Below are 14882 nucleotides of genomic sequence, written 5' to 3' on the forward strand. Positions count from 1 at the left end.
CCATGTCTGACAGCACACACGAACCCGGCGACATGTCGCACGAACAGAAGCTGCGCGATCAGTTCCTGCGTGCAGAGCACTCCACCGAGGTCGACGCCGCCCCGCGCATCGCCGTGTCGGAGCACGACGGGAACGTGCGCATCGACATAGCTGAGACCGCGGCTGTACGGCCTGGCCCCGGCCCCGGCATGGATGGGGCCGACGGCGTGGATCACACCGACTGAAGGGTGGTCCGCCCCGTCGCGACTGGGGAGGGCGCGCACGGGGCGGACGTCATCCGCAGGGCATCAGCCTGCGGGAACAAGGACGCGATCGATGGTGTGGATCACGCCGTTCGTGGCCTGGATGTCGATCTGCCACCACACCAGGCGCGGATCGCGCAGTTGCGGGCTCTCGTCACGAAGCTTGATGCCGCGGGGCTGCACCGTGCCCCCGTTGGCCATGGTCAGAGAGCGCGACTTCAGCACGGCCAGCGGTGCGAGCTTCTTGCCCGCCACAACGTGGTACAGAAGGATGTTCTTGATCTGACCGGCCGAGAACGCCGTCGTGATGGTGTTCAGCGCGTCGGCCTCGCTCGCCGGTGCGGTGCCGGGGAGATCGGTGACCAGCCGCAGGAACGCGCGGTCGTTGGGGGCGAAGACGGTGTAGGTCTGCGAGGTGTCGGCGAGCGCGCCGTCGAGCCCGGTCGCCAGCACCGCCTGTACGAGGATGTCGTAGTCGCCTGCATCCTGATCGGGGGTGCCTCCGCCGGACGACGCAGCGGACGGCGAACTCGCCGCACCCGCGGGGCGCACCGAGACCGACCCCGGCGGAGGCCGTCCGCGGCGCCCGCGGCCGCGAGCTGTGTTCGCGCTCGCTGCGGCGATCGTGCTGATCGCCGGCATCGGACTGACGGCGTGGGGCGTGGCGCGCATGAGCGCGCCGACCGTGCTCGCGGATGCCACACTGTCGGCGTTTCCCGCCCACGCCGGGGCGAGCGGGTCTGCCGATCTCGAGCGTGCACGAGACGGAGCGCTCAGCCTCGTCGTGACGGCCACGATCGCGCCGGCCACGGATGGCTTCCGCGAGGTGTGGCTCATCCGCAGCGACGGCGGCGCCCTCATCAGCCTCGGTGTTCTCGACGGCACTACGGGCACCTTCGCCGTTCCCGCTGACATCGACCTCGCCGAGTACCGCCTCGTCGACATCTCCGCGGAACCGGCGGACGGCGACCCCGCGCACTCCGGCGACTCGATCGTGCGCGGCGAGCTGCGCGGCACCTGACCCGCGCCGGGTCGCCACCGGCGGGGCCGGTCGGCGGCATCATCCCATCACCGTCGCGCGGCTCCGGTAGCCTCGGAACATGGCGAATGCAACGACGCAGACCAAGAAGCGCGAGGCCTTCGGGTCGCGCAACGTCTTCATCATGTCGGCGATCGGATCTGCGGTCGGGCTCGGCAACATCTGGCGGTTCCCGTACGTCGCATACGAGGGCGGCGGCGGGGCATTCCTCATCCCCTACCTGTGCGCGCTGCTGACCGCCGGCATCCCGCTGCTCTTCTTCGACTACGCGATCGGCCACCGCTTCCGCGGGTCGGCACCGCTCGCCTTCCGGCGGATGAGCCGCGCAGCCGAGCCGCTCGGCTGGTGGCAGGTGCTCATCTGCGTCGTCATCGCCACCTACTACGCGGTGATCATCGCCTGGGCTGCCATGTACACCTGGTTCTCAGCCCAGATCAGCTGGGGCAAGGGCAACGAGCAGGACTACTTCTTCTCGGACTTCCTCGAGATGGGCAACATCAAGAACGGCATCTCGCTCGAGTTCGTGCCGCAGGTCGGCATCCCGCTCATCGGCGTGTGGCTCGTCGTGATCACCATCATGGCGCTGGGCGTCAAGCGCGGCATCGGCGCGGCCAACATGATCCTCATGCCGCTGCTGACGCTCATGTTCGTCACCCTCGTCGTGCAGGCGCTGTTCCTCCCCGGCGCCATGGACGGGCTGAACGCGTTCTTCACCCCGAACTGGCAGGCGCTCGCCGACCCGGGCGTGTGGGCATCCGCCTACGGCCACATCTTCTTCTCGCTGTCGGTGGCGTTCGGCATCATGGTCACCTACTCGTCGTACCTGAAGCGCAAGACCGATCTGACCGGATCCGGTCTCGTCGTCGGCTTCGCGAACTCCGGTTTCGAGATCCTCGCCGGCATCGGCGTCTTCGCAGCTCTCGGCTTCATGGCGCAGGCCCAGGGCACCGACGTCTCCGGCGTCGCATCCTCGGGCATCGGCCTGGCGTTCATCGCCTTCCCGACGATCGTCTCGCAGGCGACCGGCGGCTCGATCTTCGGCGTCCTCTTCTTCGGCGCCCTGGTGTTCGCCGGCATCACGTCGCTCATCTCCGTGCTGGAGGTGGTCGTCGCCGCGCTGCAGGACAAGCTCGGGTGGGGCCGGGTGCGTACCACCCTCACCGTGGCGATCCCGGTGGCGCTGATCTCGATCGCGTTCTTCTCGACCACCACCGCATTGCAGGTGCTCGACACGACCGACGCATTCATCAACGCGTTCGGCATCATGGCCGTGGCCCTGGTCGCTGTCATCCTCGTCGCATGGATCCTGCGCAAGCTGCCGGTGCTGCGCGAGCACCTGAACCGTCGGTCGAGCTTCCGGCTCGGCTGGGCCTGGATGCTGCTGGTCGGCGCGCTCGCCCCGATCGTGCTCGGCTACCTGTTCGTCAGCGAGATCGTCGCCAAGGTCGCCGCGCCGTACGAGGGCTACCCGCTGTGGTTCCTGGCGATCTTCGGCTGGGGGACGGTGGTCGCGATCATCGTGTTCGCGATCCTGCTGTCGTTGCTGCCGTGGAGCCGACGCTCGCATGCGAAGGACGATCCCGAGTACGACGAGTTCCTCGACGTGGAGAACTACGAGCCGGATGCCGAGACCGCGAGCATCGCCGTGGCGGATGCCCGACCGAAGGGAGCACGACCATGACCCCCACCGCTGTCGTCATGATGATCGTCGCGATGGTCACCGTGTGGGGTGGGCTCGCCGTCGCCGTGGTGAACCTGGTGCGTCACCCCGAAGTGGCGGAAGACGAGCCGGCGCCGCCGGTTGAGCTCTGACGGATCCGCCGGAACAGGCAGAATGCCGGAACACTGGCTGAATCGGCCTGGTGGTGGTTGAATCCGATCATGCCGTCAGATGCAACGTCGGGCCTCGAATCGGAGCGTGTCGCCGATGCGCTCCGAGAGGACATCATGTCGGGTCGACGCCTTCCGGGCTCCCGACTGGTCGAGCGCGACATCGCCGCTGAGCTGCAGGTGTCTCGCCTGCCGGTGCGCGAGGCGATCAAAGCGCTGGTGGCTGACGGGATCGTCGTGGCACGGCCGCGCAGCTGGGCGACGGTCCGCGAGTTCTCACCGCACGACCTGCAGGGCTTCTTCGAAGTCCGAGAGGCGCTCGAGACACTGTCGTTCGTGCTCGCCGCCCAGCGCGTCGACGAGGTCGGCATCGCGCTGCTCGAGTCGCTCGTCGCGCAGGAGGCCGCTGCCGCGGCGCTCGACGACGTCGAATCCGCGCGGCACGCGTCGACGGCGTTCCACATGGCCGTCGTCCGGCTGTCGCAGAACGCCATGCTGGTCGAGTTGGCGGGCTCTCTGCTCACCAGGCTGCGCTGGCTGTTCGGGCAGCACGACGACCTCGCCGACATGGCATCCACTCACCGTGAGATCCTCGACGCGATCCGCGCGCGAGACATCGAGGCCCTGCGGCGGCTGGTTCCCGCGCACCTGGCGGAAGGGCGGACAGCCGCTCACGAGCGCATGTTCGGGGCATCCGCTCCGCGCGAATGAACCCACCCCACCGCTGTCGGTGGGGTGCCGGTACGCTCGACTCGGGAGGTACTCGTGGGACGAACAGCTGATGCCGTCGCCGAGGGCGTCGCGATCGCCACGGCGGCCGTTCGGCTGACCGTGAAGAACCAGATCCTGGTCGGTACGATCGCACAGGGCGGTGCCTTCGAGATCGACCACTACATGGACGAGGCACGTGCCGCGCTGCGTGCCATGGCCGACGAATCCGAGCAGGCCGCCGAGCACCTCACGGCCCTGCGCAAACGGGCCCGGGGTCGGCACTCCGACCCGCACGGCACGCACGACTACCGCGATCGCGACGTGCGCAATCTGCGTCGTCGCGCGAAGCAGTCGCTCGGGGTCGCCAACCACCTGCGCGAGATGACCGAAGACCCCGAGAGGCTGCGCGCCCTTGTCGAAGAGGCGAGGGCGGCGGCGTGGACCGACGTGCGCAGCAACCTCGATCGCCGGCTGCGCGTCGAGGGGATGCGGGCGGATCAGGATCCCGAGTACGAGCAGATGCGCGAGGCGCGGATGCAGGCCCTCAAACTCGTCGACCTGCAGGCGCTCTCGTCGGAGCAGCGCGCTCGCCGCAAGCGCGAGAAGGCGGCCGAGAAAGTGGCGGAGAAAGACGACTCGCGCGCCGAGCGAGACGGCAAGCGCGCGCTCTGGACGCGCCGGGCGTGAGCCCGCCCTGCCCGGATTTCGCTTCTCGTCGAAACGTGTTGTAGGCTGTTCTTCGGCCCGCTGAGCGGGTCGTGCGCCCCTAGCTCAATGGATAGAGCATCTGACTACGGATCAGAAGGTTGGGGGTTCGAGTCCCTCGGGGCGCGCACTGTGTTGAGACAGTAGTGAAACCCCCGTCGCGAGAGCGGCGGGGGTTTCGCCTTTCCTGCGGGATCCTCCGCGCAGCGCGGGGCGAGAGGATGTCGGTATGGATCTCGACGACGCGTGCACCTGCGCGCGGCGCTCGGCGAGCTGGACCTGCAGAGCGCACCGATCACCTTGCCGCCCAGCGCGTTCGATCCGGCCCGGCAGCGGTACCTGCAGAGGGTGACCGACCGGGCGGCTGCTCGGCAGCGCAGACCCTTCTGGAAGCTCTGGGGCTGAGCCGGCTCCCGGTGGGGGCGGCCCGGAAGAGCCCGGACGGACGTAGGCTGGAGGCGTGACTGCGTACGTCTCGGCTTTCGACCTGTTCTCCATCGGTGTGGGACCGTCGAGTTCGCACACCGTCGGTCCGATGCGCGCCGGCGTCGATTTCGCCGATCGTCTGACGGCCGAAGGGCTGCTCGGTCGCGTCGCCCGCGTGCGGTGCGAGCTGTTCGGCTCGCTGGGAGCGACCGGGCTGGGCCACGGCACTCCGGATGCCGTCGTCGCCGGTCTGCAGGGACTGCACCCCGAGAGCTGCGACCCCGACGAGGTGCGCGAGCTGTGGAGCCGCTGGCCCGAGGGCCGCGAGCTGATGCTGGCGGGGGAGCACCGCATCCCGTTCGCGAAAGACGACATCGCGTTCGTGCCGCGCACGCGGCTGCCCGGCCACCCCAACGCGATGACCCTGCATGCGCTCGACGCCGAAGGCGCGCCGGTGCTCGAGCAGACCTATTACTCGATCGGTGGCGGCTTCATCCGCCGCGACGGCGAGGAGGCGCGGGTGGCCGCGGCCCCGCAGCCGTACCCGTACGACACCGCCGAAGAGCTGCTCGCGCTGTGCGACGAGACGGGCATGTCGATCGCCGAGATCGCCCGCGGGAACGAGATGGCGGTGCGCTCCGAAGAGCAGGTCGCGACGGGTCTCGACGCGATCTGGGATGCCATGGCGTCGTGCGTCGATGCGGGACTGCACTCCGGGGGCACACTGCCCGGCATCCTGAAGGTGAAGCGCCGCGCGGGCGACATCCGTCAGCAGCTCGAGGCGGTCGAAGCCGACGGGCATCCGGCGCTTCCCGGCGAGTGGTTGGGTGCCTTCGCACTCGCCGTGAACGAGGAGAACGCGGCGGGCGGTCGCGTCGTCACCGCCCCGACGAACGGCGCGGCCGGCATCCTGCCCGCGGTGGCGATGTACTGGTGGCGCTTCCTCGCCGACTCCGGCCTCGGCGTGGGCAACGCGGTCACCCCGCACGGCGAGCTGGTCGGCAGTGCCCTGCTCGGCTTCCGCCCGCCCGCAGCTGAATCGACGACCCCTCCAAATGGGTCCCTGAGCCCAGATGGGTCCCTGAGCCCAGATGGGTCCCTGAGCCCGTCGAAGGGCCCGACCGCCCCCGCTGAATCGATGAACTCTCCAGCTGGGTCCCTGAGCCCAGATGGGTCCCTGAGCCCAGATGGGTCCCTGAGCCTGTCGAAGGGCCCGACCACCCCCGATGGCGAGGACGCGGTAGCCGAGGCGAATCGGCGCCGCGGCATCCGGCGATTCCTGCTCACCGCGACGGCGCTGGGCTCGCTGTTCAAGGCGAACGCGTCGATCTCGGGTGCCGAGGGCGGCTGCCAGGCCGAGGTCGGCTCGGCCTGCGCGATGGCGGCCGGCGGTCTCACCGCGGTGATGGGCGGCACGGTGCGGCAGATCGAGAACGCTGCCGAGATCGCGATGGAGCATCATCTGGGGCTCACCTGCGACCCGATCGGCGGCCTCGTGCAGATCCCGTGCATCGAGCGCAACGCGATCGCCGCGTCGACCGCAGTGACGGCGGCGCGTCTCGCGCTGCGCGGTGACGGGCACCACTACGTCTCGCTGGATGCCGTGGTCGAGACGATGCGGCAGACCGGTCTCGACATGTCGACGAAGTACAAGGAGACCAGCGAGGGCGGCCTGGCGGTGAACGTCATCGAGTGCTGATGATCGCTCACCCGTGAGCGCGTGCGCGGGTGAATAATCGACGCATGATGAACCCGGCCGACGCCGTCGTCATCGACGGATTGCGCGTGCGACGCGGACACCACGAGGTGCTCGATGGACTGTCGCTGCGCATTCCGCGTGGCCGGGTGATCGGCCTGCTCGGGCCGTCGGGGTGCGGCAAGACGACGATGATGCGCTCGATCGTCGGCGTGCAGCGCATCCACGGCGGCACGGTGACCGTGTTCGGCGAGCAGGCCGGTTCGCCCGGGCTGCGGCACCGCGTCTCGTACGGCACGCAGGGCTCGGCCGTCTACGACGACCTGAGCGTGCGCGAGAACCTCCGCTACTTCGCATCCGTCGTCGGGGCATCGCGCTCTGAGGTCACCGGCGTGATCGATCGGGTGGGGCTCGCACATCACGCGCAGCAGCGGGTGGCCGATCTCAGCGGCGGTCAGCAGAACCGCGTGTCGCTCGCGGTCGCGCTGCTCGGCGAGCCCGAGCTGGTCGTGCTCGACGAGCCGACCGTCGGTCTCGACCCCGTGCTGCGGGCCGAGCTGTGGGGGCTCTTCCGGCAGATCGCCGACGCGGGCACGACCATGCTCGTCTCGAGTCACGTCATGGACGAGGCGCTGCGCTGCGACCGGCTGCTGCTCATGCGGGACGGACGGCTGATCGCCGACACCACGCCACAAGAACTGCTCGACGACACCGGGCAGACCGACGCCGAGAACGCGTTCCTCATCCTGATCGAACGCGACGCCGGTTCCGAGACGCGTCGCTCCCGGCGAGGGGTCGAGCGATGAGCATCCGCCGTACGATCGCCACCGCCGGGCGGGTGCTGCACCAGCTGCGCCACGACCCCCGCTCGATCGCTCTCATGCTGATCGCGCCGAGCCTGCTGGTCGGGCTGTTCGCCTGGCTGTTCGCCGATCAGGAGGGTGTCTTCGACCGGTTCGGCGGAGCGATCCTCGCGCTCTTCCCGTTCATCGTGATGTTCCTGATCACCTCGATCACCACCCTTCGCGAGCGTCGCTCCGGCACGCTCGAACGGCTGATGACGACACCGCTCGGCAAAGCCGACGTGATCATCGGCTACGCGCTGGCCTTCGGGCTGATGGCCGTCGTGCAGGCGGTCATCACGGTGGCCTTCGCCGTGTACGCGTGCGGTCTGCAGGTCGACGGCCCGCTCTGGCAGCTGGGTCTGGTCGCCGTGGTCGACGCTGTTCTCGGCACGGCACTCGGGCTGCTGGCCAGCGCGTTCGCGCAGACGGAGTTCCAGGCGGTGCAGTTCATGCCGGTGCTCGTGTTCCCGCAGATCATCCTGGGCGGGCTGTTCATGCCGCGCGACCAGATGCCCGATGTGCTGTACGCGATCTCCGACTGGCTGCCGCTGAGCCACGCGATCGACGCGATCCAGGCTGTCACGGCGGGCGACGAGGGGTGGGACGTCGGCTCGCCGCTGCTGATCGTCGGGGCGTTCGCGGTCGGTTGCCTGGTGCTTGCGCCCCTGACGCTGCGCCGACGCACGCCCTGAACCCGTCACGCTCGGGCGGCGCGCTTCGTGGTGTGCCGGGTGGGTGCGGCGGCCCAGGGGTCTTCCGGCCACGGATGCTTCGGATACCGGCCGCGCATCTCCGCTCGCACCTGCGCGTACGGCCCCGACCAGAACGAGGCGAGATCGCCGGTCACGGCGAGGGGCCGCCCGGCGGGCGAGAGCAGGTGGAACAGCACCGGCACGCGCCCGCTCACGAGTCGGGGCGTCTGCGCCCAGCCGAAGCACTCCTGCAGCTTGACCGACACCACGGGTTGCGCATCGGGTTCGTCGAGCGGGGGATACCCGATCCGGATGCGCGAGCCGCTGGGCACCTCGAGCCGTTCGGGAGCGAGCGCGTCGAACTCGCCTGCGGCGGGCCACGGCAGCAGCCGGCGCAGCGGCGCCACGAGGTCGATGCGATCGGCCGGAGCGCCGTCCGCGAGGGCCTCGAGCTCGGGATCGAGCCACTCGTCGAGCCGGGCCAGCAGGGCAGCGTCTGAGACGTCGGGCCAGGGCTCGCCCGCCTCACGGTGCAGCAGGGCCATCCGTCGGCGCAGCCCCTCGGCGGCATCCGACCAGGTGAACACGTCGAGACCGTCTGCCTGCACGGCGCGCTGCACGGCATCCCGGCCCTCAGCAGCCGACGCACGCACCGGGACGGACGAGCGCACGATCGCCCCGACGCGCCGCTCGCGGCGGGCGCTGACACGGCCGCCGATCAGCTGCGCCTCGACGCGGTCGGTGATCAGGTGATCGGCGGCGCGCTCGACCTGCTGCTCGGTGACGGCCGCGGCCGCGCGGATCACCGCGCCCGAGCCGGCGGCGACGCGACCGGAAGCCCGCGCCACATCGGCCACGGCCAGCCATTCGGCGTCGGCGAGAGGGCCGCTGATCCCCGCTCGGGTTCCGGATGCCAGCAGGAACGTCGCCCCGTCTGACGAGCGCTCGACCCGCTTGGCGATCCGTGCGGGGAAGGCGAGCGCGACGACGAGTCCGACGTCGTCTGCGCGTCCACAGGCAGACCCTTCCGGTGGCAGGAGACGCACGAGACGGTCGACCTCGCGAGCCCAGCGCTGGGCATCCGGGCTTCGGCCGTGACGCAGCGCGCCGATGGCGGCGGCGATGTCGGCATCCCGCACGCGGATGTCACCGCCGACCAGCGCGACGACCTCGGCGGCCGCTCGTGCGCCGACCAGGCTCGAGCCGTCGCGCAGCGCTCGGGCAAGGCGCGGATCGGCCGGGATGCGCGCGAGTGCGCGCCCCTCGTCGGTGGCGCGGCCCGTGTCGTCGATCGCGCCGAGGGCGTGCAGCACCGCGGTCGCGTCGCTCAGGCTGTCGGCCGGCGGCGGGTCGATGAGCCTCAGCCCCACGCCGCCCGGGGCGCCCCAGCATGCGAGCAGCAGCGCGGCGTCGGCGAGGTCTGCCGTCGCGATCTCGGGAGCAGGGCGAGCCGGGGCGGTGGCGTAGGTGCGCTGGTCGACGCACCGCACGACCGTGCCGGGACCCTGCCGGGTGGCGCGTCCGGCGCGCTGCACACACGACGACCGGGACGCCGCCGCCGTCACGAGTCCGGTCATGCCGCGGGCAGCATCCCGCTGCGGCTGGCGGGCGAGGCAGCTGTCGACGACGAGGCGCACGCCCGGCACGGTCACCGACGACTCGGCGAGCGACGTCGTGACGATGATGCGCGGTCGGCCACCGGCGTCGCGGCCGCGGATCACCGCATCCTGGGCTGCCGACGACAGCTGCCCGTGCAGTTCCCGCACATCGAAGTCCGGCGCCATGTCGGCGATGCGGCGGGCGATCTCGGCGACCTCTCGGGCACCCGGGGCGAAGACGAGGGTGTCGGCGCCCGGGGCGCTGCCGACGAGATCGCGAGCAGTGGATGCCGCGGTGCCGGCGACATGGTCGAGGAAAGACCGAGTGACGCCGCGCTCGTCGAGCCGCGGTGCCGGGCTGGGCGCCCACCGCTCGGTGAGCGGATGCGCGGGAACGGCGTGCTCGACGACCGGTGCGGGCGAGGTGTGCGTGCCGATGACGGCGGCGATCCGCTCGGCATCGAGCGTGGCCGACATCGCGACCAGTGTGAGGTCGTCGCGCAGCTGGCGCACCTCGCCGAGCAGCCCGATCAGCAGGTCGGTCTCGAGCGCGCGCTCGTGCACCTCGTCAATGATCACGGCATCGATGCCGTCGAGGCCGGGGTCATCGAGCATCCGGCGCAGCAGCACTCCCGCCGTGACGAACTCGACGCGCATCTCGGGGCTCGTTCGGCGCTCGCCGCGCACGGTGAAGCCGACGCGGCTGCCGAGCGCTGAGCCGTCGAGTTCGGCGAGGCGCCGGGCGGCGGCGCGGGCTGCCACCCGGCGCGGCTGCGTGACGATCACCCGGCCGCGGGTGCGCGTCGCCAGCAGGGGAGGCACGAGCGTGGTCTTGCCCGTGCCCGGCGGGGCGCTGATGACCAGCGCCGTGCTCGTGTCGAGGGTGCGGTCGACGTCGTCGAGCGCTGCCGCGAACGACAGCCCCGCGCTGATGCGGGCGAGGTCGAACGAGCGGGAGGTCACGGTTCCAGTCTGCCCGCTCGATTCCGTCGGTTCGGGACCCTCCCGGCCGCTGCGAGGTCGACTGTGTACGCGTACAGGGCGAGAACCGTACGAAAGTGACCCCGGATGATGTGCGCGTCGGGTCGGTGAACCCACCGGGCCTGCGAGGTCGATCGTGTACGTGTGCGGAGCGGGAACCGTACGAAAGTGACCCCGGACGACGGAACGCGGATGCCGGATGCCGGATGCCGGGTGCCGGTTGCCGGGTGCCGGGTGCCGGGGCGCCCGCGTCCCGAGGTGCGCCCGTGTGGCCGGTGCCTCCCGAGGCGGCGAGACGAAACGGGGGCCGACACGCCACATGTCGGCCGGATCCCGTGCATCCGGCCGACATCTGGAGTGTCGGCCCCCGATGTGTGTGCGCTGGAGGAGACGCGAAGAGCCGCCTCGCACGGCGAGACGGCTCTTCGAGGCGGCCTGGGCGACGGGCGCCGCGGCGGCGGGCATCGCGCCGGCAGCCGAGGGCGGCGGGCTACTCGCCGACCGGGGGCTCCGCCGGGTCGTCGAGGGTGCGCTCGACGACCGCGGTGGAGGTGGCCGGGGCAGCGGATGCCGCAGGCGAGGCATCCGTCGCCTGGGCGACACCGGCGCCGAAGCCGCGGCCGACGGCCTGACCCTGGATGATCGCGGCGAGGTCGAGACCGGTCGCGGCGCTCACGCTGTCGAACACCGACCGCATCGCCTTGGCGTTGTCGCCGCCGACGACGCTGGATGCGCCGTCATCGCCGTTGCCGCCGATGATCGACACGTTGCCGATCGCGGAGTATCCCTTGGCGAACTCCGCCATGATCTGTGGCAGCACCTCGAGCACGCGCTGCGACAGGAAGGCCTCCTGGTTCGAGGCGATGGCCTTGGCCTCGGCTTCGACGGCCGCGGCGCGGGCCTCTCCCTCGGCGCGGATGGCCTCTGCCTCGGCGTTGGCGCGCAGACGGCGGGCCTCGGCTTCGGCGTCGGCCTGAGCGCGCAGCGCGTTCGCGTCACCGGTGGCCTTCGCCTCGGCGGCGGCCGCCTCACCGGCAGCGCGGGCCCGGTCGGCCTGGGCCTGCTGCTCGGCGATGCGGGTGCGGGCCTCGGCCTGCTTGACCTGCTCGATCGCGGCGGCCTCCGCCGCCTTCTCGCGGGTGAACAGGTCTGCCTGGGCGCGGGTCTCGGCCTCGTACCGCTGTGCGTCGGCCACGCGCTTGACGTCGGCGTCGAGCTGAGCCTGCTTGTTCTCGGCCTGCTGCTGCAGCACGGCCTGCTCGGCCTGGGCGCGGGCCAGCTGCTCGGCCTGCTCGGCCTCGGCGCGAGCGCGACCGATGCCGGCGTTCGCGTTGGCGGTGTTCGTGTCGAGCGCGGTCTGCTCGATCAGGTTCGCCTCCTGGTTGGCGATGTACTTCTGGTTGATCGCGCGGTCAGCGTTGGTCTGCGAGATCTCGGCCGCCTGACGCTTCGCCTGGATCTCGGGCGCACCCAGCGACTGGATGTAGCCGACCTTGTCGGTGATTCCCTTGATCTGGAACGAGTCGAGGATGAGGCCCTGCTCGGCGAGCTCCTGCGAGACGTCGGCGGCGATCTGGTCGGAGAACTTCTTGCGCTCGCGCATCAGCTCGACGACCGAGAGGGTGGCGACGATGCCGCGCAGTGCGCCTTCGAGCTGCTCGGTGGTGAACTGTTCGATCGCCTTGTCCTGCGAGGCGAAGCGCTCGGCGGCGCGGCGCACATACAGGGGGTCGGAGCCGATCTTGACGATCGCGACGCCGTCGACGTTGAGCGTGACGCTGTCGAGCGACTGCGCCTCAGCGTTCAGCGACACCTGGCGCGAGCGCAGCGAGATGATCTCGTGACGCTGCGTGATCGGGTTGACGAGCGACTTGCCGTTGACGATCACCGTCACCGGCGACTCCGCCATCTCGGAGCTGGTGCTGCCGTCGGCATTGATGACGGCGCGCTGCACCTTCTGCTTGCGACCCGAGATGACGAGCGCTTCATCGGCTCGAGCGACCTTGATCCAGCTGCGGGCGAACAGCAGCAGGATCAGCGCGATGACGATGGCGGCGACGACCGCGATTCCGATGACGACCAGGATGCCGATTGCTCCGGCGATCTCCATGGTGACCTTCCTTCCCCCTTGTAGGTTTCAGGTACACCCTGCCAGAGTCTCGGCGGTCACACCCCGCGCAGCTTCTTCGTCAGCTGCAGCAGCGTCGCGAGTTCGGCGTCGTCGAGGGGCGACATCTTCTCGGCGATGGTGCGCCCGTGCACCGTCGCCAGTTGACGGAACGCTTTGGCCCCGGCGTCCGTCGCGGTGATCAGCGCACCGCGCCCGTCGTCGGGATCGATCGCCTTCGTGATGAGCCCGCGCGACACCATGCGATCGATGAGCCGCGAGACGCTCGGCTGGCTGATGAGCGACTTCGCGGTGATGTCGCGCAGTCGCGAGGTCATTCCGGGAGCACGCACGACGGTGAGCAGCACGTCGTACTCGCCCTGGGCCAGGTCCGATCCCTCGAAGTCGACGGCCATCTCCGCCAGCAGCTGGTGCTGCGCGCGGAACAGGCTCTCCCACGCCTGCAGGGCGAGCTCGCGGTCGGTCATGTTCTCAGCGTACTGTCGCGCGCCGACCTCGGATGGCAGCAGTAAGGGCCGGTCGGAGAGGCTTCCGACCGGCCCTTGTCCCTTGCACCAAAGAGAGTCCTGCAATCACATGCGGTGGATGCCACAGCAAACATTCACCGTGCGATGAGTGTATAACGGCGAGGTAACGAATGCAACGGTTTGGTTACGAAGATTCCGTGGTGGACGGCCTGACGATCTGAACGACGGGGATCCCAGGAGGGAAGGCCACAAGGATCGGCCGTGTGCGGCAGGATCTCAGCGGCGTGCGAGTCCGTCGCTACACTCGGGAACCGTGAGCGCAGCACCATCGAACGGTCGAGGATCTCGAACGTCGTCGAAAGCCGTCCGTCGTCTGCTGATCGGCCTCGTCGCGATTCTCGCGATCGCGCTCGTCGCCATCATCGCGGTCCCGTTCGTGCGCGCGCTGGCCGGCGAGGCGCAGGAGCCGCCCGCAGAGATCGATCCGACCGTCAGCGTCGCTCCGACCCCGAGTCCCAGCCCGCTGACGCCAGCCCAGCAGCTGCTGGAAGACGCCGCTGACCCGGCAACCGCCTGCGCTGTGACGTTCTTCGGCGAGGGTGTCGAGCTGGCGCCGATTCTGCAGACGGAGGGGATGCTGTACTCCGGGCTGCCGATCCCTGAGCGTGCCGGGGCGGTGTTCGCCGGCTGGTATCCGACGTTCGAGACGGCGCAGGCTCAGGCGCAGACCGACCGGGTCAACGGATCGCGGCCTGCCGTCTGCGTCAACCACGAGAGCGCTCTGTACGCAGCGTGGACCACACCCGAGCAGAATCTTGCGACAGCCACGAAGATCCCGATCCTGATGTACCACCAGTTCACCACCAAGCCAGAAGGCGAGTCCGGATGGCTGCGCGGCAACTTCGTGTATGTCGAAGACTTCAGAGCGCAGATGGACTACGTGGCAGCGCAGGAGTTCTACCTGCCCACGTGGGACGAGCTGGATGCGTTCATCGACGGCAGGCTGTTCCTGCCGCGGCATTCGCTCATCATCACGGACGATGACGCCGATCCGACGTGGCTCGAACTCGCCGTGCCCGTCGTGACCGAGCGGCAGCTCCTTACGACGTCGTTCGTCATCACATCTGCCCGCCAAGACCCCACGCCGTCACCGTTCGTCCTGCAGCGGTCGCACACGAACGACATGCATCGAGCGGGAGATGATGGCCGAGGGCGGATGGTGAACCTGTCAGCCGATGAGGTCGCGGCCGACCTGGAGGAATCAGCGCGCATCCTCGGCAGCAGAGAGGTCGTCGCCTACCCTTATGGTCACCACAGCCCGACAGCCGAGCAGGGCGTCACGCAGGCCGGATACCTACTCGCGCGCACGATCGAGCACGGGTACGTGCAGGTGGGGACGAACAAGCTCCAGCTTCCCGTCATCCGCATGAACTACGGGGACACGGTCTCGAAGCTGCAGAAGGACATCGGCTGACGCTGCGGTGGGTGTCTTGGGAAAGTGACCGCCGTGCGGTCGGTGCGC

The 14882-nt window shown here is 69.9% G+C and carries 14 protein-coding genes and 1 tRNA gene; 11 read left to right on the forward strand and 4 right to left on the reverse strand.

Annotation, left to right across the window (positions count from 1 at the left end; genetic code table 11):
• Positions 1 to 2 precede the first annotated feature (2 nt).
• Positions 3 to 224 (forward strand): multidrug transporter, encoded by a 222-nt coding sequence (locus ACWIDW_RS09165; protein ID WP_454124681.1) that lies wholly within the window; start codon positions 3 to 5, stop codon positions 222 to 224.
• 63 nt (positions 225 to 287) lie between these two features.
• Here the strand turns inward: ACWIDW_RS09165 and ACWIDW_RS09170 are convergent, their stop codons facing one another.
• Positions 288 to 794 carry a fasciclin domain-containing protein gene (locus tag ACWIDW_RS09170; protein ID WP_454124683.1) on the reverse strand — a complete coding sequence of 169 codons (507 nt, stop codon included), beginning with the start codon at positions 792 to 794 and terminating at the stop codon, positions 288 to 290.
• On the opposite strand from ACWIDW_RS09170, the gene ACWIDW_RS09175 reads away from it, so the two are divergent.
• From ACWIDW_RS09175 to ACWIDW_RS09215, 9 genes are all read left to right on the forward strand, one after another.
• Complete coding sequence (locus ACWIDW_RS09175) at positions 739 to 1263, forward strand: anti-sigma factor (protein ID WP_454124685.1); 525 nt, start codon at positions 739 to 741, stop codon at positions 1261 to 1263. The two genes, ACWIDW_RS09170 and ACWIDW_RS09175, sit on opposite strands and share 56 nt — an antisense overlap.
• A gap of 79 nt (positions 1264 to 1342) precedes the next feature.
• Positions 1343 to 2962: a sodium-dependent transporter gene (locus ACWIDW_RS09180; RefSeq protein WP_454124686.1), complete on the forward strand. Its 1620-nt coding sequence runs from the start codon at positions 1343 to 1345 to the stop codon at positions 2960 to 2962.
• Positions 2959 to 3093 (forward strand): methionine/alanine import family NSS transporter small subunit, encoded by a 135-nt coding sequence (locus ACWIDW_RS09185; RefSeq protein ID WP_313355270.1) that lies wholly within the window; start codon positions 2959 to 2961, stop codon positions 3091 to 3093. The genes ACWIDW_RS09180 and ACWIDW_RS09185 overlap by 4 nt, the downstream gene beginning before the upstream one ends.
• A gap of 69 nt (positions 3094 to 3162) precedes the next feature.
• Entirely contained in the window at positions 3163 to 3822 is a 660-nt protein-coding gene (locus ACWIDW_RS09190; protein WP_454124688.1) for a GntR family transcriptional regulator, read from the forward strand.
• A gap of 54 nt (positions 3823 to 3876) precedes the next feature.
• Positions 3877 to 4509 carry an asparagine synthase gene (locus ACWIDW_RS09195; RefSeq protein WP_454124690.1) on the forward strand — a complete coding sequence of 211 codons (633 nt, stop codon included), beginning with the start codon at positions 3877 to 3879 and terminating at the stop codon, positions 4507 to 4509.
• 73 nt (positions 4510 to 4582) lie between these two features.
• A tRNA-Arg gene (locus ACWIDW_RS09200) sits at positions 4583 to 4655 on the forward strand.
• Between the two features lie 332 nt (positions 4656 to 4987).
• Positions 4988 to 6652: an L-serine ammonia-lyase, iron-sulfur-dependent, subunit alpha gene (locus ACWIDW_RS09205; protein ID WP_454124692.1), complete on the forward strand. Its 1665-nt coding sequence runs from the start codon at positions 4988 to 4990 to the stop codon at positions 6650 to 6652.
• Positions 6653 to 6696: 44 nt separating this feature from the next.
• Positions 6697 to 7455 carry an ABC transporter ATP-binding protein gene (locus ACWIDW_RS09210; protein ID WP_454124693.1) on the forward strand — a complete coding sequence of 253 codons (759 nt, stop codon included), beginning with the start codon at positions 6697 to 6699 and terminating at the stop codon, positions 7453 to 7455.
• On the forward strand, positions 7452 to 8186 hold the full coding sequence (locus tag ACWIDW_RS09215; RefSeq protein ID WP_454124695.1) for an ABC transporter permease: 735 nt from the start codon (positions 7452 to 7454) through the stop codon (positions 8184 to 8186). Before ACWIDW_RS09210 ends, ACWIDW_RS09215 begins: the two co-directional genes overlap by 4 nt.
• 5 nt (positions 8187 to 8191) lie before the next feature.
• Here ACWIDW_RS09215 and hrpB read toward each other — a convergent pair whose 3' ends face one another.
• From hrpB to ACWIDW_RS09230, 3 genes are all read right to left on the reverse strand, one after another.
• On the reverse strand, positions 8192 to 10747 hold the full coding sequence (hrpB, locus tag ACWIDW_RS09220; protein WP_454124697.1) for an ATP-dependent helicase HrpB: 2556 nt from the start codon (positions 10745 to 10747) through the stop codon (positions 8192 to 8194).
• 508 nt (positions 10748 to 11255) lie between these two features.
• Positions 11256 to 12875 carry an SPFH domain-containing protein gene (locus ACWIDW_RS09225; protein WP_454124699.1) on the reverse strand — a complete coding sequence of 540 codons (1620 nt, stop codon included), beginning with the start codon at positions 12873 to 12875 and terminating at the stop codon, positions 11256 to 11258.
• A gap of 56 nt (positions 12876 to 12931) precedes the next feature.
• On the reverse strand, positions 12932 to 13360 hold the full coding sequence (locus ACWIDW_RS09230) for a MarR family winged helix-turn-helix transcriptional regulator (RefSeq protein ID WP_454124701.1): 429 nt from the start codon (positions 13358 to 13360) through the stop codon (positions 12932 to 12934).
• Between the two features lie 313 nt (positions 13361 to 13673).
• Between ACWIDW_RS09230 and ACWIDW_RS09235 the strand changes: the two genes are divergently transcribed.
• Positions 13674 to 14834, forward strand: a complete 1161-nt coding sequence (locus tag ACWIDW_RS09235) for a polysaccharide deacetylase family protein (protein WP_454124703.1) — start codon at positions 13674 to 13676, stop codon at positions 14832 to 14834.
• The last annotated feature ends 48 nt before the right edge of the window (positions 14835 to 14882 follow it).

Source organism: Microbacterium sp. NPDC055312 (assembly GCF_053645675.1).

Coding starts and splice junctions, on each gene's coding strand:
- ACWIDW_RS09165 (WP_454124681.1), top strand. CDS start 3: ATGTCTGACAGCACACACGAACCCGGCGACATGTCGCACGAACAGAAG.
- ACWIDW_RS09180 (WP_454124686.1), top strand. CDS start 1,343: ATGGCGAATGCAACGACGCAGACCAAGAAGCGCGAGGCCTTCGGGTCG.
- ACWIDW_RS09185 (WP_313355270.1), top strand. CDS start 2,959: ATGACCCCCACCGCTGTCGTCATGATGATCGTCGCGATGGTCACCGTG.
- ACWIDW_RS09190 (WP_454124688.1), top strand. CDS start 3,163: ATGCCGTCAGATGCAACGTCGGGCCTCGAATCGGAGCGTGTCGCCGAT.
- ACWIDW_RS09210 (WP_454124693.1), top strand. CDS start 6,697: ATGATGAACCCGGCCGACGCCGTCGTCATCGACGGATTGCGCGTGCGA.
- ACWIDW_RS09215 (WP_454124695.1), top strand. CDS start 7,452: ATGAGCATCCGCCGTACGATCGCCACCGCCGGGCGGGTGCTGCACCAG.
- ACWIDW_RS09225 (WP_454124699.1), bottom strand. CDS start 12,875: ATGGAGATCGCCGGAGCAATCGGCATCCTGGTCGTCATCGGAATCGCG.
- ACWIDW_RS09230 (WP_454124701.1), bottom strand. CDS start 13,360: ATGACCGACCGCGAGCTCGCCCTGCAGGCGTGGGAGAGCCTGTTCCGC.